A 16795-nucleotide genomic window follows, 5' to 3' on the forward strand; every position below is an offset into this window, starting at 1 on the left:
TCGGCGGCGCGCTCAAGGCGGCCTATGACCTGACACTCCTCCTGATGTTCCGGCATGTGAAGCCTCCCGAAGAGCGGTAGTCCCGCCCACCCCGCGTCCGCCGCCGGCCGCGATTTCCCATTCCCCTCACCGACAGCGAAGACAGGGAGGCACGGTTATGACCCCTGAAGACCACACCGCGGCCATTCACGCGCTGCAGACCGACGTCTCCGAGATCAAAGCGATCCTGAATAACGGCATCCGCACCATGGTCAACGACCAGAAGAGCGAACTCGCCACGGTCAAGGACGACATCCAGCTGATCCGCGACGCGCTGACCAGCCACGTCGCCAAGGAAGATGTGATTTATGAAATCTTCAAGCGGGTGATGAACACCGGCGTCACCATCACCGGCGCCTTGATCGCGCTGCTGCTCTCGATCATCGGCTACCTGCTCGTCAATCCGGTCGGCCTGCACTGACACCACAGCACCATCGCGCCTTTCTGCGGCCGCCTTCGGGCGGCTTTTTCATTTCCAATGGAGGTGACCATGACTGCTCAGACGATGCTGCCGCGGGGCATCCCCAACAACAACCCGCTCAACATCCGCCTCGTTCCCGACAACCGCTGGCAGGGACGGGTGCCGCCGCGGCTGAACTCGGACGGCGCCTTCGAGCAGTTCGAAGATCCGATCATGGGCCTGCGGGCGGCGGCGGTGCTGCTGATCGCGCACTACGACCGGCGTCACCTCGATACGATCCGCAAGCTGGTGCAGGTGTGGGCGCCGCCCAGCGAAAACGATACCGAGGCCTATGCCCGGTTCGTGGCCCGGGCGAGCGGCATCGGCATCGACGAGCCGCTCGATCTGCATGACCACAAGTGCCTCAAGCCGATTCGGACGGCGATGATCCGGGTCGAGAACGGCCGGCAACCGTACACCGAGGCGCAAATCGACGCCGCCTTGGTGCGCGCCGGGGTGATGCCGCCCGAGCGCTCGCTGCAGCAGACGCGGACGGTCAAGGGCGGGAAGGTGGCTGCCGCCGGCACCATCGCTGCAGGAGCGATCGGCGCCGTCCAGGAAACGGTCGGCCAAACGCAGGACGCGATCGTCGGCCTCGTTCCCTACCTCGATGCGGCCAAGTGGGCGCTGCTCGCCATCACTCTGATCGGCATCGGCGTAATGCTGTGGGCCCGCATCGATGACCGGCGCAAGGGACTGCGCTGATGTGGACGGTCCTGCAGGGCTGGCTGCTTCGGAATGTCCTGGCGCTCCTGGGGTGGGTTGTCGCCGCGGCGAGAGTTGCCGCGGTGCTTTTCGGCGCCCGGCAGGCCGACCGCAATGCCGAGCGCGTCGAGGCCATGCGGCGAACCGTCGAGGTGCAACGTGATCAGCTGCAAGCCGCTACTCGCCGTCCTCGCGATCGCGACGATCTCGCTGAGCGGCTGCGCGACGGCCGGTTTTGAGACTGTCGGGCTCGAGGCTTGTCCGTCTGTCGTCGCGTACGGCCGGGAGTTTCAGGCGCGCGGCGGAGGAACTCGATCTGCTGCCGGAGAGTTCGGCAATCGCCGAGATGCTGAGCGACTACGCCGTCATGCGGGATCAAGCGCGGGCGTGCAGCCGTCAGTAACGGTTAGCTCCGCTATGAAGCGGTGGCACCCGGTATGCTGGATGACGGCGGCGCCAGTCTCGATAGGCTTCGAGGCCCTGCTCCAAGTCGAAGGGGCGCAGGGTATTGCCACTTTCATCGATGGTGCCCGCCTCGATTTCGGCAGCGACGCAGTGCCAGTAGCGATTTACAGCAGACGGAATTTCGTCCGGAGGTGTCCCGACGGACAACAGTCGCCGTTCGCATATGTCACGCGCGACGGCTTCGATGTTGCTCCAGGCTGCCTGCATGGCTTCACGATAGCAGCGGACGCGCCACAGCACGACCGGCTCATTCAGCGACCAAGCCAGATCGGTTTCAATAGAGGGGCCATCCTGCCGATCGCGGTGAGCTTGCTCGCGGGATGCGCGCGGGATCCGTCTGACGGCTTTCCGCCCACGCAGTCCATATGCATTCGCTGCCAATTGAGCAATCCAAAAGCTGCCCCCTCAGCGCTGTTGTGCGCACACGGGTGCGTGATGCAAACTGCTTGCTATCGTTTCTTTTTTTGACAGACGCATCCACGATGTTTGCCGAACCGGCCCTCCACTCCGATCAGCCGCTCTATCGGCTACCGAACGAAGGTCGCAGCCGTCGTGGAAGTCATCCGACCTTAATTCTGTGGCGACGATCCCGTGCTTTTCCGCATCATTGCCAAGATGCAGCTTCTGCTAGCGACGAAGCGACCTTAAGCGATGTTTCAGAGCCGCCACTCCCGCCGCAACAAACGGGGCGATGTTTTGAAGTGACCCTGGCCGCAAAATCGCAAACTCGTTTGCGGGCTAAATAAAACTCGGGGGGATGATGATGGCAGACGAATTCATCGATAAGCTCGGCGCGATCCTTGGGGAGATTCGCCTCGGGCTTGAGCCGTTCTTCAACCTGTTTCGGGATGAGCGGGTCGCCATCGCACTGGCGCTGGTTCTGCTTGCGATGGCGATATTGCTCGGCATCTGGTTCTGGCTGGTCAACTGGCGACCATGGTACCGGAGTGTCAGCGGCGCGGCTTGGCAGGTCGAACGCTTTCCGCGCGATTCAACCGCGTTCTTTAATAAATATGAGGCGCTCCGCGCAATGATGAGCGGCAAGCGCCGGCTCGCACACGCCTGGACCGAGTTCGCCGAAACGCTGATCATTCCAGAAGAACCCGGACCCATTCGCAACACCTCGCGACCGCAGCACTACTTCAATCTGCATGCGGCGACAGAAGCAGGGCTACCCCTGTCATTCTACCTTTCGCTTCCAAACATTTTTGTTGGTGTCGGCCTGCTACTGACCTTCATCGGTCTCGTCTCAGCGTTACACTTTTCGGCCCAGGGAGTAACCAGCCCCAACGTCAGCGAGGCACAGCACGCCCTGGAGGGGCTGTTGAAGGCAGCCACCTTCAAATTCCTGACGTCGATCGCCGGTGTTCTCGCTTCAATCGTTCTTTCGCTTGTCTTCAAGAGTCTCGCACGCCGGCTCCAATTGGCGTTCGATCGCCTGAACAGCGCCCTAGAGACGCGTCTCCATTTCGTCACCGCCGAGGCCATCGCACTCGATCAACAGGAGGAGTTGAAGCGACAAAGCTTGCAGCTTGAGCGCTTCAACACCGACTTCGCGGTCGAGTTGGCCAATGCCCTTGATGAGCGGTTGAACGCCACGCTTGCGGCTTCGCTTACAAATGCCGTGCAGCCGGTGGTCTCCGCGGTCGAGAGGCTATCGGGTAATCTCGGTGCCCAGAATCAGGAAGCGATGAGCGGTATGATCCGCGACTTCCAGGCAAATTTGAAGCAATCAACAGGTGCCGAGTTGCGGAGCGTTGTTTCGGCTCTCGGCCACGTCCGCGAGACACTCGATCTCGCGTCCGCAGGCATGGGCGAGAACGGCGCCGCCTTCGGGACGCGCATCCAGCAGGCGGCGGAAGCACTGGAAACGCGGCTGGGCGAAGCCGTACGCTCGATGGCGGATGGGTTGGCCGCCGCCACCTCACGCATGGAGACGCTGGTCCAGCAGGTCGCCGAGAGGGCTCGCGGCGACGCTGAGGCGACCTCGGCGGCCGTCGCCGAAGCGTTGCGCGGTGCGAGCGCGGCCGCGGGAAAGGACATCGAGACTGCCGCCGGGCGACTTTTAGCAGACGTCGGACGGGTGTCCGACGTCCTCGTCACAGCGGTACAGCCGATCGGCGAGACTTTGTCAGCGCTCACGCAAACGCTACAAACGCTTGACGGACGCTTCAACGCTCAAATCGCACAGTTTGATGGGTCGATTGGGCGTTTACAGGGCCTCGCCAGTCACCTGGAGCGGGCAGGCGAACAGCTGCGGGGTGCAGCCGCACCGATTGCCGACACGGCGAAGCGCTTCGAAGCGGCGGGCGGCCGTGTCGAGGAAGCGGGCCGGGCCTTCGCCGAGACGCAGCGGCGGCTCTCCGACCTGACGGCAATGCTCGATCAGTCGGTCGTCAAGAATAACGCGGTTTGGGAAGAGTACAGACGTCGCTTCGAGAATGCGGACGAACAACTTGGCAAAGTCGTGAAGGGGCTGGCCGAAGGTGCAGACGCTTATCAGCAGCGTATCGCTGAGTTTGTCAAACAGGTCGACGAGAAGCTCGCCGGGGCGATGCTGCAGTTTCGTGGAACGCTCGACGAGCTGGTCGAGGTGCTCGAGGAAATCGTGTCTGCGCGCAGTAGCGGCGCGATGGAACGGGAAAAGCGGATGACGGAGACCTCGGCGGCGGAACGCAACATGGGCAGGAGGCCGTAACAAATTCTCATGTCCGCAACGACGTCACAATGGCGAGCTTCCAGCGCCGAGCATATAGGAGAGGAGGAAAGCTACTTCGTCTCAATGACCGACATGATGGTCGGCATGTTGTTCATCTTCATCATCATACTGATGGCGTTTGCGCTGAACTTGAAGAAGCAGGAAACGGAGCTCGCCAAAACCACTGATCGTCTCACCGAAGCTCAGGAAACACGGGCGCAGATGCTGCGCGATATTCGTAATACGCTGCTCGATCGGGGCGTCGACGTGTTCATCGACGAGCGCAACGGGGTTCTCAGACTGCCGGAGCGGCTGCTGTTCCGGCGTGGCGAGTTCCACATCGAGGAGAGCGGCCGGATCGCGCTGGAGAGCCTCGCTAAGGCGCTGTCTGCGACGCTGCCGTGCTATGCAAACGCTGCGGTGCTGCAGGAAGCGACGGCAGCATGCCCGCCGAGCAAGGGTGGACGTTTGGAAGCGGTGTTTATCGAAGGGCATACCGACGACATTCCGTTCACCGCACGGACGGCCGCCGGGGTCGCCAGCAATTGGGATTTGTCGGCAGCTCGGGCCATTGCGGTGTATCATCAACTGCTGCGTACCGCCCCGGCACTCGCCAGCCTGGAGAACGATGGCGAAGGCGAGGACCGCCGGGGTCAGAAACTGATCGGCGTCAGCGGCTATGCAGAGTACCGGCCGATCGCACCCAACATCGACGAGCCGTCCCGCGCTGCCAACCGCCGGATCGACCTGCGCTTTCTGATGGCGACACCTCGCCAGGAGGAAGTGGAGCGGCTGCAGCGGCAGATGGGTTGGGGGCAATGACCCTCGCGCTCACACTGCGGCAGGCCCTCGACCAACTGGCCAGCCCCAGGCCTTCACTACTGCCAGCCGTTCCCCGTTGCGCCGAGGCCGTGGTCCGGGCCACGGCCGGGCTGGTCGATGGCGGTGAACCGACGGATCCCAAACACCTCGATCACCTGATCGCCCGCTTTCGCGAAGGTGCGCGCAATGGCGTGCTCGATGACTTCGCTGCGCGAGACTGGAACGAAATTGTCTGGGGGATTTGGCGCGAGCCCGAACCGCTCGCCGAGAACGATGACTTTCTCGACGCACTGTTCGCACGACTGCAGTCCGGAAGCCGCCGTCTTTGCCGCCGGCTGGTTCTCGCGTATCTGACGGCGTTCGATGCAGCGAAGGAGAGTTTCCGCAGGATTGGCGGCGTGCTGCAGAACGCGGTCTCGGCGTGGGACTGGGACTGGAAGAAGCGCCAGTACGAGTTTGCGCTGTTCGAGCCGGAACGTGCCCCCGCCGTGCTCGCCGCGCACTGCCTCAATATGACGACCTCGGTGTCCGAGTGTTTCGAACAGGCCGGCATCTCCGGGTCGCGACGTTTCTGTGGCATGGAACGAGCCGCCTTTGGGCATGCACTGAACACGGTGCGCAACGCACTCGAAACGGGGAAGGCGGGTGCACCTGAACTTCTCGATCGCCTTTTCGCCTGGGCGACGCACGAAGGGCGGCTGGCCTTCCCGCAGGCAAGAACGGCTATGGCAGAGGCTCTACTGCTCCCGTGGCAGACTCGGACGCCACGCGACGACGTACGCGAGCGGATCACCGAATTCCTGCTGCGCTCTTTGCAAGATCCCCGGATCAAGCCGATCAATTGGCACGGAGTCCAAGAAGAGGCTTTGCGAGTGATCCGCAAATGGCTCACCCGCGTCGCCCTCGAGCAGTTCCTGCAGGTGGTCGACAAGGTCGCGGAGGCGGGGCACTGGCGGTACCGCCGTGCTTTCTGGATGGCTTATTACGAGAAAGGCCTGATCGATGAGGCCTGGGTGGTGTTCGGCCCCACCGCCGAGAGAATGGGCGCATGGGGCTTGAGCGAACTCGCCGGATTTGGCCGGCTGGCCAGCCCGCGCCAGAGCAACCACTGCGTGCTGTTGATGCGGCTCGCCGGTGACCTGACCGTCGCCGAAATGAGCCACAGCGGCAAATGCCGGATCTGGCTTGCCGGTCGCAAGGAGGCACCGCCCTTGTATAGCGCGAGTTATCGGGTCCGGGAGATCGAGCGCGAACCCGACTTCGAGGTGTCGCATCACAGCAGCGACCAATTCGGTTGGCAACGCAAGATCGCGGGGTTTCTCGCGAGTAACGCCGGGCTACGCGTCCCGGAAGCGAATTTCAGACCGAGGTAAGTCATGGCGCGCCAGTCCCTTGCCCACGACATCCGACCGGACGGTGCTCGCTTCGAGTTGCGAAGCAAGCCGATGCTGGGCGGCGAGCAGTCGGTCCCGACCGATAGGTGGGCAACGGAAGCACAGCCGCTGCTGCTGCCGGGCGTAGGCCGACTGCTGAGTTGGGCCGACGAAGACCAAGCGATCAAGGACGCGACCGGCATCATCGTCCCGCATGAGATCGTCGCGGAACTCGACGAGCGGGGGGCGCGTGCCTTGCAGCTTCCACCCGCCTGCCCGTTCGTCCTCGACCTCGGCCACGACGGCACCCTCGACCGCGCCGACTTCCGCTTCCGGACGACGTGGAGACGGGCCACGGGTCAGCCGGTCGCCAACGTGCGCCGGACAGGCGCCTTCGTCGATGCAGGCGGCCAAACGTGCCGGCTGCCGGCGGCGCTGTTCGGCGTGATCGAGGCGGTGGACGCGGTCAACGCGACGCCGCCACAGGACCTGGACGAACGCTTTCGTATCTGGGGACGGATGCAGGCTCTGCTTCCGGAAGAGACACAGCGATCGATCCAGGTGGACGGCTATCTGCGGAGCACGCGGATCGCGCACGCTGCCCGGTTCTCTCTCTCGTTGGAGAGCGGTGGCGATGGCTTCACCTTTTCGCCGCTTCTCTACGGACCGCATGCACCGAGCGTCGACCCGGACGCAGGCGAGGCGGCGCCCAGCGAGAGCGACAGCCTGCTGCCCCCGGCGCAGCAGCAGGTGTTCGCCGGACGGCGGTTTCCGGCAAATGCCGACTGCAAACCGCGCTACGCCCTGGGAACCGGCTGGTATGTCGTTCTGGACGAGGGCGTCCAGCGGGCCCTCAGTGTCGTCCGCCGGGCCCAGGCGGCCGACCGCGAGACGCGCCGGCAGTTCGCGCGCAATCCGCGGGCGTTTCTGCGGCAGGCGCTGAGCGAGCAACTCGACGAGGCGGCGATCGACGCGCTGTTCGTCGAGACGGCCGAATACTCGGCACGCGTCGAGAATGTCGGCCTGTGGACGCCCGTCGTTCTGCCGTGGGTGAAGCGGCCGACCGAACCCTGGCTGCCGGAAACCCGCGGCCTTCGCATCGGCGAGCAGCATCTGCTAATCCAGCCGGATGAGCTTCCGCAACTGAAAGAAGCAATCGAGCAGGCAATCTCTCGCAGTGAGCCCACTGTCGAATGGCACGGCACCCAGGTCCCGGCGGAAGAGAGGACGCTCGCCGCGATCGATGAACTCGCCCAATCCAGTGTGCCGCCCAATGAGAGGGAGGCAGATACCCGGGATGACGGGGCAGATGGGGCGAAGGAGGAACGCCAGCGGGTGGTGCTGCAGATCGCCTCCCATTTCGAGGACGTCACCTATCGCCGTACACTGCAACCCCGAAAGCACCCGCTGGCCGACGGCCCGCCAGCGGCTCTGGTCACGGCCCCCAAGCCGCATCAGGTGGATGGCATTCGATGGCTGCAGCAGCGCTGGCGCGAGGGAATGCCGGGCGTCCTGCTTGCCGACGACATGGGTTTGGGCAAGACGCTGCAGGCCTTGGCGTTTCTCGCTTGGCTTCGCGACGGCATGCAGGCCAGCACTGTGCCATTGCGCCCGATCCTCGTCGTCGCACCCACGGGCCTGTTGAAGACTTGGGAGGAGGAACACGGCCGTCATCTCGCCGAGCCCGGTCTGGGGCAACCGCTGCCGGGCTACGGTCCGGAGTTACGCGGCTTGCGGGCGGAAGGACGCGGCAACGAACTCGAAGTCGGACGCGCTTTGCTCGATGCCGAGCGCCTGCGTTCGGCGGATTGGATCCTGACCACGTATGAGACGATGCGCGACTATCAGCACAGCTTCGGCGCCGTTCGATACGCGGCGATCGTCTTTGACGAAGCCCAACGCATTAAGACACCGGGGACGCTGATGACAAACGCTTCGAAGGCGCTGAACGGCGATTTTGTCATCGCTATGACCGGAACGCCGGTCGAGAATCGTTTGGCCGACCTGTGGTGCATCGTCGACACCGTAGTCCCCGGCCTGCTTCGAGATCTGAAGAGCTTCAGCGCAGAGTTTGAGAACCACGCAGAGCGCGAGAAGCTGACGTCCTTGAAGGCGCAACTGACCGAAGGGCTCTCCGAAGGGAGCGCCGCGACGCCACCGGTAATGCTGCGCCGGATGAAAACGGATCACCTGCCGGGCTTACCCGTCAAGCATGAGCATGTCCGCCCCGATGTCATGCCGCGCGAACAGGCAGCTGCCTACGCTAATGCGGTGTCGGCGGCGCGGGCCGATGACGGGCGGGGCCGCATTCTCGAAGTACTGCACCGGCTGCGAGGCATTTCTCTTCATCCGTTCGAACCGGGCGACGCGCAGGAGGCGCAGTACGTTGATCAGTCCGCACGCTTTCGCGTGATGTTCGAGGTCCTCGACCGCGTTCATCAAGAGGGGGAGAAGTGCCTAATCTTCCTTGAAGACCTCGCCATGCAAGCGTACCTTGCCACCTTGTTGCAGCGGCGCTACCACCTGCCGCGCTTGCCGATGCTCATCAACGGCGGTATCAAAGGCTCGGACCGGCAGGCAAGGGTGAACGCCTTTCAGAGTGTCGGTACCGGCTTCGACGTGATGATCCTGTCACCCCGAGCAGGCGGCGTCGGGTTGACTCTGACGGCCGCGAATCACGTCATCCACCTTTCGCGCTGGTGGAACCCCGCCGTCGAGGACCAATGCACCGACCGCGTCTACCGCATCGGCCAGGAGCGCGAGGTGCACGTGCACCTGCCGCAGGCGCGCCATCCGGAGTTCGACAGCCAGAGCTTTGATTGCAAGCTGCACGCTCTGCTCAATCGCAAGCGGGCGCTGAGCCGGGAGTTGTTGGCGCCACCGCTTGACGCGCTGCGGGATGCCGAGGAGTTGTTCAAGCAGACCGTCGACGAAACCGCTCAGGTCGGCCGTGATCCGGGCTCCGCGTCAACGCCCAGCGCGGTTGCCACCTGACGGAACTGGGTCAGCGCCGCCTCCAGGTTTTCGACGATTTCGGTGGGCGCAAGCTGAGGGGGCTGGTGCGGCGGCGGGAGGCGGAGGCGAGCCTGTATTGCACGGGCTGAAGGGGTTTCCTACGACAGAGAACCGGAGGCTTGGGAGGCGACGCAGAGATACGCCGCAGAAGTCGATGGCCCCCGAGCCGGCCTACGCCTGAAACACCGTCGCTCGATGGATGGCCAAGTACGGCAAATGGGCGGGCTTGAGGCCTGCGAGGGGCGGCATACCATCGACGGCGAGGCGGGTGCGGTCGGCCGGCGGCAATGCGGGCGAGACGAGCATGTCGCCGGCGTCGGTGAAGCTTATTAGGCCGGCATCGAAGGCCGCGTCCAGGTGGGCGGCGAGGAGGAGGCCGTTGTGGATGTCAAGCCTCTCGGCGTCGGTCGCGCAAACGGCCCAGGGCTTCATGTGGCTCGCGCGCAGAAGCCGGGGGTGGGTGAGGCCGGTGAGCGGACAGGCGCCACCCCAGTAGTCGAGCAGGGCCGTGCGGAAGATTGCCTGGCCGACGCGCTGCACCACGAGGCGTTCCGCCTCGGTGGTCTTCGGCAGGGTGCGGGTCTCGGCGACAAAGTTGTCGAGCGGCGCCGTCGGCAAGCTGCGGGCCAGCCGGAATAGGCGGCGGATGATCGGTCCGAGGGCGTCGACCGCGACCGCCGGCCCGCCGTCGGGCCGCGTAACGGGCGCCGCCGGTGTGTCAGTCGCCACGTCGGCCATCGCGCCGCCGTGTGCCAGCCCAATCAGCCAGCGCCCGTCGAGGCGGGCGATCCACAGCCGGTGCGGGCAGGCGAGGCCGGTGAAAGTGCGCCAGCCGTCGACCTCCTCCTGCGGCAGGCCGAAGCCATTGTCCTCGGTCAGCCGCTCTGCTTCCAGGCGCTCCAGGATGGTAAGCGGCGGGACGGTCACGCGGTGTCGGCGAGCCCCACGTCGCGCAACACGGCTTCGGCGCGGGCGATGTTCGCGTCGGTCGCCTTCAGTTGCTTGCGGATCTTCAACTGCTTGCGCCAGTCGTCGACCTGTTCCTTGACCCGCAGCCAATGGATCGTTGCAGCGAGTTCGAGGATCACCGACGGCTGCGTCTTCAGCTTGGCGACGGACAATTTGGCCTCGGACATGGGCACCTCACCGACCGCCTCAGACCGTTCTCCGAAGTCCTTCTTCCATCGAAAGGCGCTGTAGGTCGAGCCAAAGCCCGTTTCGCGCTCTTGCTCTTCGACGTCTTCGCGGAGGACGGCCCAGTCGAGGGCGTCGGCCAATTCCCGGCTGTACGGACCGTAGTGATGGTAGGTGAAGAACAAATCGCGGCTGCCGGCTTTCTGTTGCAGCAGATAAGCGATTTTCTGCAGCCGGATCCGGCCGACGATCTCCCCGTCGCCGGCCATGAAGATCTGTCGGAGCAGGTCGCTCGGAGCGGTCATTTTTCAGTTTCCCTCCGTCATGATCCGATATGCACGATCGAAATCGTCCCGATCAGAGAAAAAGTACCGTACGAATTTGGCGTCCTTCTTAAGGTGGTCGTTGATGATCGTGTCGGCAAAGCGCGAAATTTCCAACAGGCCGTCTTTCGTGCGGACGCGGATGAGCTTGTGCTCCTTGGCGCTTACCCCTTCCACGTCCCTGTAAAGGTTGATCGACGCCTCGTCGCGGAAGACCGTGCTACCAAGTTGTTCTCGAAAGGCACTCCGGATCTTGCCGTCTGTGCCCTCAATCATTTGCGATGATGTTCCGAAATGTCTCGACAGATCAAGGCATTTCGGGCGGTTGCGGTCGAGGAGACACCGCGCGAGCGCGCGGGGCAACTCCTCGGCGGAACGGCCGAGCCGGTCGATCAGGCCCCAGAGCACCATGTCGTCGAGGCGGGCGTAGTCCTCGACGCTGCCATCGCCTTTCGCGGTGAGGAAGCGGATCAGCGGATGATCACCCTCGATCCCGACCTTGCCCGCGTTGCCTGGCGTGCCTAGCCATTCGATCAGTGCCGCGACGACCTTTTCGAAGCCGCGGGTGGTCTTGTGAAGGTAGACGTTGGTGAACAGACGGTAGCGCGCGAGCAGAAAGTCCTCGGCGGCGCCGCGGGCCTTTTCCGCGAAGGCGAACGTCGGCGCCAGCGTCGGCTTCGGGTCGTCCTCTTCCTGGCCGAGGGGAATGTGCTCGACGATCAGGTTGCGCATCAGCCATTCGAGATCGACGGAGCCGGCGCGCGTGCCGGTCATGGTGCGGTCGCGCTGGAGGTAGTCGAGGCGGTCGGCGTCGAATGAGCTCGACACCACGGCATGATAGATATCGGTCGGGTCGTCCGCCTCGATCACCTTGGCGATTTCGTCTGACAGCGTACCGCTCGGATCAAAGTCCGATAGGACTTTGCAGACGCAGGAGGTCTCGTTCCGGATCAGTTGCCCGCTGAAATATTCGTGCTTCTTGATTTTCTCCTGTCCTCGCGCCTTGGCCAGTGCCAGCCGCGCGCCCTCGAAGGCGTGGCTGAACGGGCCGTGGCCGACATCGTGCAGCAGCGCGGCCAGCCTGATCACGATTGATCGATCCTCGGATGGCGATTTTTTGGGATTGGCGTCGGTTTTCGGCGAATCGAGGAGGTGCTCGTTGATCAGGCGGACCAGGCGGCGGGCGTTGTGATAGACGCCGATCGAATGGGCGAAGCGCGTGTGGGTGGCGCCAGGGAAGACGAACTCGGAGACGCCGAGCTGACGAATGCGGCGCAAACGCTGGAATTCCGGGGTGTTGATCAGCCGCCAGGCGAGCTGGTCGATCTCGTCCTTCTCGTCGAAGACAATCAGGTCGTGGATCGGGTCGCGGATGCGCTGGGTTTTCGCTGGCGGCATTGCCGCATTGTATCAAGTCCGGGGATCTCGGGCACGCGCGGAGCTTTTCGTCACCCCCTCCAAGGCGTCGTAGGCTTGGAGGACGAGGCGGCGGGTGCGGTATTCGCCGTGGCGGGCGATCTCCTTGTCGCGCAGGCCGCGGAAGGTCTCGGACGGGAAATCGGGGCCGTGGACGTCGGCGGGGTCGAGGACGTAGCGCAGCTCGTCGCGCGAGAGGCCGTACTTGCGGGCGAAGAAACCGTCCAGCTCGGCACGGAGCCGGGTGCGGCGCTCCTCGTCCCAGGGAAAAGGTGGGCCGGTGTGGCCCAAGTCCTCCGCCCACGGCCGCATGGCGTGGCTGGTGTAGGTGAGTTCGAGGACGCGGGGGGTGATGAAATCAAGATCGGTTTTTGCGAATACCTGGGGTGGCAGCACCGGTAACTGCTCGGCGATGAAGAAATTAAGGTGGGTTCCGCCAACTTTATGACGCGCGACGAAGTCCAGCGAAAGGGAGGACAACGTGCCGCTGAGCGCGGCAGGGAGGCGAAGATCGCCGGCAGGGAGTGGCATCCATATCGGGAGATTGTTGCCCACGCCCGCGAACGGAAAAGCGCCGCCGACAACCGTGCGTTCGTTGGTGGCATTGGTGATATCGCGCCAGCCCATCAGCCAGCGGGGTTGCTTGCGGTCGATGAGGCAGGCGGCCTGGGCGAGCGCGTCGGGTTCGGCGTCGCTCAGGGCCATCAGGTCGTCGGCGTCAAGAGGCGTCTTGCGCTGCAGGTCCAGCCAGCCCTTTGCCGTCGTGGGCTTCCGCAGCCAGCGGTCGGGAGCCGCGCCGAGCGCGTCCAGCCAGGGCTGGTTGCGGCCGAGGGTGGCGAGAAGGTCGGCTTCGCGGGCCGGGCTACCGTGGACGGCGGGCCAGGCGGCGCCGACGTGGTCGGCCAACGCCTTCAGCGCCTTCACAGGATCTGCGGCGCGGACGGCGCTTTTTAATCCTGAGGAGACGCGGGCGGCGCGCAGGTGCACCTCTCCTTCCGGCACCCAGTAGCGCGGCGTCGGCTCGTAGCCTGGATCGGCCTTCTCGGCGGCCGTGACGTCGCGCGCGCCCTCCTCGTCGACGGTGGCGCCGTCGCCGTAGGTGGCCCAGCGGTGATCGTAATGGTGGATCATCTTGGCCTCAAAGAGCGGCACGTAGCGCGCCGCCCCGCCGTCCCGCATCCAGTCCGTCCCATCCCGCTGCCAGCCGCCCCCGGAAAGCTGGTCGGCGCCGCGGAACATGCCGCTGTCGTTGGACATGTGGAACAGGGTCTGAAAGACGACGCCCCACGGGTTGACGTCGCCGCCCTCCTCTTCCGGCCGCTCCTGGATCAGCACCGGCACGCGGTCGTAGATCTTGGCGGTCAGCGCCGCGTCGGCGCGCGTGCGGAAGATCGGCGCGGTCTTGGTGTTGGGATTGATGCCGGCGATCTGTTCCGGCGAAAGCGTTATGTGGCGTTGCTTGTCCTCAAGCTGCGGGAAACGCCTAATAAGAAAGCTCAGAAAAGCAATATCGACACGAGCTCTGCATGTCACAAAAACACAAAACTTGAAAGCATGATGTACGTCAGGAAATATAAATGCTTCATTATCGAATGAAATTACGGCTAATAATCTCCTTTGTAATAGAATCTGTGAAAAGAACGCCGCCGTCGAGCTATCGGTGACAATCCCCGTTGGCAAGATTGTTCCCGCGTGTCCATTCGGTCCTGTGAGCGCTGCGAATGCCTCGGCGAACAGGGCGTAGGTGTTGACGTCGCCGGCGCCGGTCAGTGGGAACCGGACGCTACAGTGGGCAAAGACGCTTGCCGCTTCCGCCTCCTTCCTGGCCGCCTCGAACGCGTCGAACAAATTGCGATCGGCGCTGCTCTCGGGCGCCTCGGCCAATGCCGCGATCATTCGCCCGCGTTCCGCGGCGTTGCGCGCGGCGGTGATCGCGGGCGCGCGGCCGGCGAAGAACTCTTGCTCCTGCAGCTTGATGCGCTCCCACGGCGGGTTGCCGATGACGGCATCGAAGCCGCCGCGCGCCATCTCCGCGGGGAAGGTCAGCGGCCAGTGCAGGCAGCGCAGGCCGTGGGCGAGGCGGTCGGCCTCGGCAATCAGCGGGCCCCAGACCTGCTCGCCGCGCGCCGCCGCCCAGACATGGCCGGTGAGCGGCACGGCGGGCCGCGCGAGCGCCAAGCGCTGGCGTTCCTTCTCCGTCGGCGCCTCGGGCAGCGGCGGCTTGGTTGCGAAGAACGCGGCGACGAACAAGTCGCAGGCCTGCTTCCGCCGTCGCCAGCCCTCGCCGGTGGCGAGCAGCTGGAGTGCCCGGGCCTTGGCGGCGACCGCTTCCACCGAGTCCTCGGGCAGGGCAGCGGCGGCGCGGGCTTCGTCGATCAGATCCTCGGGCGGGCGGAGCGCCGGCAGCAGCCCGGTGGCGGCCTTGCCGTCGCGCTGCTCCTTGTTCCATTTTCGGTACAGCTTCGCGGCGTCCCGGTCGTCGCCGGTGAGCGCCTCGTAGGCGGCGTCGGGCACGCCGCCCCGCAAGGACGCCATGTCTAGCATGCCGATCAGGCTGTCGCCGCAGACGATGCGGTGGTCGAGGAAGCTCAGCGGCCGGCCTGGTTCCAGCGCCTCGATCCAAAGCGCCACCTTGCACAACTCGACGGCCAACGGGTTGCGGTCAACGCCGTAGATGCAGCGCGAGACCACCTGCCTGAGGGCGTGCTGGAACGCTTCGCGGCCGGGGGCGCCCGAGCTTTGCAGTGCGACGATGCGGCCGGCCATGCGGCGCGCGGCGCCGAGCAGGAAATGCCCGGAGCCGCAGGCGGGGTCGAGCACGGTCAGGTTCAGGATCGCCTCGACCGGATCGGGCGCCGCCTCGGCCCGGTCGAGCAGCGGGTCGAGCGTCTGGTCGAGGACCAGGCGGACGAGCGTGTCCGGGGTGTAGTAGCTGCCGGTGCTCTTGCGCTCGGAGCCGGCGGCGCCGGCGGTGGCGCGGAAGCCGAAGGTGCGGGCCTCGACGTTGACCTCGGGGATCAGCTCCAAGAGCCCCTCGTAGACGGAGCCCAGTTCCTCGGTCTCCATGTCGCGCCAGTTGACGCGGGCGAGCGACTGGCCCCGCGGGCGGATCCAGGCGAGGCGAAAGATCGCCTCCATCAGCGGCCGGTTACCGATGCGCGCGGCATCCAGCTTGGGCGTGCGGCCGGGGTCGAACAGGCCGCCCAGGCCCGGCAGGCCGATGGCCGGCGCGCCGCGGATGAGCGCACGGAAGACGGCGCGCAGCCCGTCCCAGGCGTCGTGGCGTCGGTTCCAGGCGGTGCGGTGGACGGCACGCTCGCGCAGACGGCCGACGCCGTAGCCGGCGGCATAGGCGCGCCGGGCCGCCGCGGGCGTCTCCGGCGGATGCAAGAGGTCCCGGTCCTCCGCCGCGAACAGGAAGATCAGGCGATAGACGGCGCCCAGCAGCTCCTCGTAGAAGCCCTGCGGCCGCAATCGGCCGGATGCCAGCGCCTCGCGCAGGGCGGCGTTGTCCCGATGCGCGATGGCGCCCTGACCCAGCAGCTTCAGCGCCGCCTCGACGCCGGCGCGCAGATTGTCGCGGGCGGTGATACCCTCCTGCCTGCCCTGCTCCCGCCAGCGTTCCAGCGGGCAGTCGGACGGGGATGCAGGCGTGGTGCCGAAGCGGCTGCGGTGGAACAGAAGCCACAGTGCCGAGAAGTCGGGATAGAGGCCGTCGCGGACGATCTTGGCGAGGTCGACCTCGATGTAGGCGGGGCGGGTCAGGCTCAGGTTGTCGCGCATCAGCCGGAGCGTGCGGCCGTCGGTGGCGATGCCCCACAGGCAGGTGTCCTGGGCGTTCAGGTACTCCTGCAAGAGCTGCGTCGCCGAGCGGCGGCGGCCGCCGTCGGCGAAGGCCTCGTGCAGCACATCGAGGCCCGTGCGCTGGCGGCCCGGATCGACGGCGGGCGCGACGACCACCGGCACCCGGCCGCCGCCCGCGGCATGACCGATCGGGAAGACGCGCTCGCCGAGGTGCTGCGGCGGCACAGGCACCAGATCGTCGAAGCCGAAGACGCTCCGCAGGAACGCAGGCACGAACGTGCGCGAGAGCGCCGGGTTGGCGGCGTGGCCTTCGTCGAAGCGGCTCCACTGCGCCTCGGCCATGCGGAAGGCGCGGGCGATCTCGTCGCGCAGCTCCAGCCCCTCGGGGATGCCGTAGGCGCGGCGGGTGGCGGCGTCGCCGGGCGGCTCCGCGATGCGGGCGACGATGTCGGGGGTGAGCAGGCCGCCCACCACCTCGATCGCCGGGAAGGTGAGGTGGCGCGTGCGACGGGTTGGGTGCAGGCGGCTGGCGCGCGGCATC

The 16795-nt window shown here is 65.4% G+C and carries 12 protein-coding genes; 7 read left to right on the forward strand and 5 right to left on the reverse strand.

Annotated features, from left to right (window positions below; genetic code table 11):
• The first annotated feature begins 157 nt into the window (after positions 1-157).
• The 3 genes from NFW05_RS06415 (at position 158) to NFW05_RS06425 (ending at position 1443) form a co-directional block, all read left to right on the forward strand.
• The gene (locus NFW05_RS06415) at positions 158-460 is read left to right on the forward strand and encodes a hypothetical protein (RefSeq protein ID WP_295303887.1); all 303 of its coding nucleotides are present in this window, start codon (positions 158-160) and stop codon (positions 458-460) included.
• 69 nt (positions 461-529) lie between these two features.
• Positions 530-1204 carry a structural protein P5 gene (locus tag NFW05_RS06420; RefSeq protein ID WP_295303890.1) on the forward strand — a complete coding sequence of 225 codons (675 nt, stop codon included), beginning with the start codon at positions 530-532 and terminating at the stop codon, positions 1202-1204.
• Entirely contained in the window at positions 1204-1443 is a 240-nt protein-coding gene (locus NFW05_RS06425) for a hypothetical protein (protein WP_295303892.1), read from the forward strand. Before NFW05_RS06420 ends, NFW05_RS06425 begins: the two co-directional genes overlap by 1 nt.
• Positions 1444-1600: 157 nt before the next feature.
• On the opposite strand, the gene NFW05_RS06435 is transcribed toward NFW05_RS06425, so the two are convergent.
• Positions 1601-2050, reverse strand: a complete 450-nt coding sequence (locus NFW05_RS06435; protein WP_295303896.1) for a hypothetical protein — start codon at positions 2048-2050, stop codon at positions 1601-1603.
• Between the two features lie 376 nt (positions 2051-2426).
• Between NFW05_RS06435 and zorA the strand changes: the two genes are divergently transcribed.
• The 4 genes from zorA (at position 2427) to NFW05_RS06455 (ending at position 9556) form a co-directional block, all read left to right on the forward strand.
• Positions 2427-4367: an anti-phage ZorAB system protein ZorA gene (zorA, locus tag NFW05_RS06440; RefSeq protein ID WP_295303898.1), complete on the forward strand. Its 1941-nt coding sequence runs from the start codon at positions 2427-2429 to the stop codon at positions 4365-4367.
• 84 nt (positions 4368-4451) lie between these two features.
• Complete coding sequence (locus NFW05_RS06445) at positions 4452-5189, forward strand: OmpA family protein (RefSeq protein ID WP_295303900.1); 738 nt, start codon at positions 4452-4454, stop codon at positions 5187-5189.
• Positions 5186-6562: an EH signature domain-containing protein gene (locus NFW05_RS06450; RefSeq protein ID WP_295303902.1), complete on the forward strand. Its 1377-nt coding sequence runs from the start codon at positions 5186-5188 to the stop codon at positions 6560-6562. The genes NFW05_RS06445 and NFW05_RS06450 overlap by 4 nt, the downstream gene beginning before the upstream one ends.
• Before the next feature lie 3 nt (positions 6563-6565).
• Complete coding sequence (locus NFW05_RS06455; RefSeq protein WP_295303904.1) at positions 6566-9556, forward strand: DEAD/DEAH box helicase; 2991 nt, start codon at positions 6566-6568, stop codon at positions 9554-9556.
• Between the two features lie 192 nt (positions 9557-9748).
• Here the strand turns inward: NFW05_RS06455 and NFW05_RS06460 are convergent, their stop codons facing one another.
• The 4 genes from NFW05_RS06460 to NFW05_RS06475 are packed head-to-tail and all read right to left on the reverse strand — an operon-like array spanning position 9749 to position 16794.
• Positions 9749-10504, reverse strand: a complete 756-nt coding sequence (locus tag NFW05_RS06460) for an HNH endonuclease (RefSeq protein WP_295303906.1) — start codon at positions 10502-10504, stop codon at positions 9749-9751.
• Positions 10501-11016 (reverse strand): hypothetical protein, encoded by a 516-nt coding sequence (locus NFW05_RS06465; protein ID WP_295303908.1) that lies wholly within the window; start codon positions 11014-11016, stop codon positions 10501-10503. The genes NFW05_RS06460 and NFW05_RS06465 overlap by 4 nt, the downstream gene beginning before the upstream one ends.
• 3 nt (positions 11017-11019) lie before the next feature.
• Complete coding sequence (locus tag NFW05_RS06470; protein WP_295303910.1) at positions 11020-12432, reverse strand: HD domain-containing protein; 1413 nt, start codon at positions 12430-12432, stop codon at positions 11020-11022.
• 12 nt (positions 12433-12444) lie between these two features.
• Positions 12445-16794, reverse strand: a complete 4350-nt coding sequence (locus NFW05_RS06475; RefSeq protein ID WP_295303913.1) for an N-6 DNA methylase — start codon at positions 16792-16794, stop codon at positions 12445-12447.
• Between the last annotated feature and the right edge of the window lies 1 nt (position 16795).

This window comes from Accumulibacter sp. (assembly GCF_023806625.1).
In the GTDB taxonomy this organism is placed as follows: domain Bacteria; phylum Pseudomonadota; class Gammaproteobacteria; order Burkholderiales; family Rhodocyclaceae; genus Accumulibacter.

Bases quoted from the DNA above. Each gene is read 5' to 3' on its own strand.
- NFW05_RS06415 (WP_295303887.1), top strand. From the start codon at position 158: ATGACCCCTGAAGACCACACCGCGGCCATTCACGCGCTGCAGACCGAC.
- NFW05_RS06420 (WP_295303890.1), top strand. From the start codon at position 530: ATGACTGCTCAGACGATGCTGCCGCGGGGCATCCCCAACAACAACCCG.
- NFW05_RS06425 (WP_295303892.1), top strand. From the start codon at position 1,204: ATGTGGACGGTCCTGCAGGGCTGGCTGCTTCGGAATGTCCTGGCGCTC.
- zorA (WP_295303898.1), top strand. From the start codon at position 2,427: ATGATGATGGCAGACGAATTCATCGATAAGCTCGGCGCGATCCTTGGG.
- NFW05_RS06445 (WP_295303900.1), top strand. From the start codon at position 4,452: ATGACCGACATGATGGTCGGCATGTTGTTCATCTTCATCATCATACTG.
- NFW05_RS06450 (WP_295303902.1), top strand. From the start codon at position 5,186: ATGACCCTCGCGCTCACACTGCGGCAGGCCCTCGACCAACTGGCCAGC.
- NFW05_RS06455 (WP_295303904.1), top strand. From the start codon at position 6,566: ATGGCGCGCCAGTCCCTTGCCCACGACATCCGACCGGACGGTGCTCGC.
- NFW05_RS06465 (WP_295303908.1), bottom strand. From the start codon at position 11,016: ATGACCGCTCCGAGCGACCTGCTCCGACAGATCTTCATGGCCGGCGAC.
- NFW05_RS06470 (WP_295303910.1), bottom strand. From the start codon at position 12,432: ATGCCGCCAGCGAAAACCCAGCGCATCCGCGACCCGATCCACGACCTG.
- NFW05_RS06475 (WP_295303913.1), bottom strand. From the start codon at position 16,794: ATGCCGCGCGCCAGCCGCCTGCACCCAACCCGTCGCACGCGCCACCTC.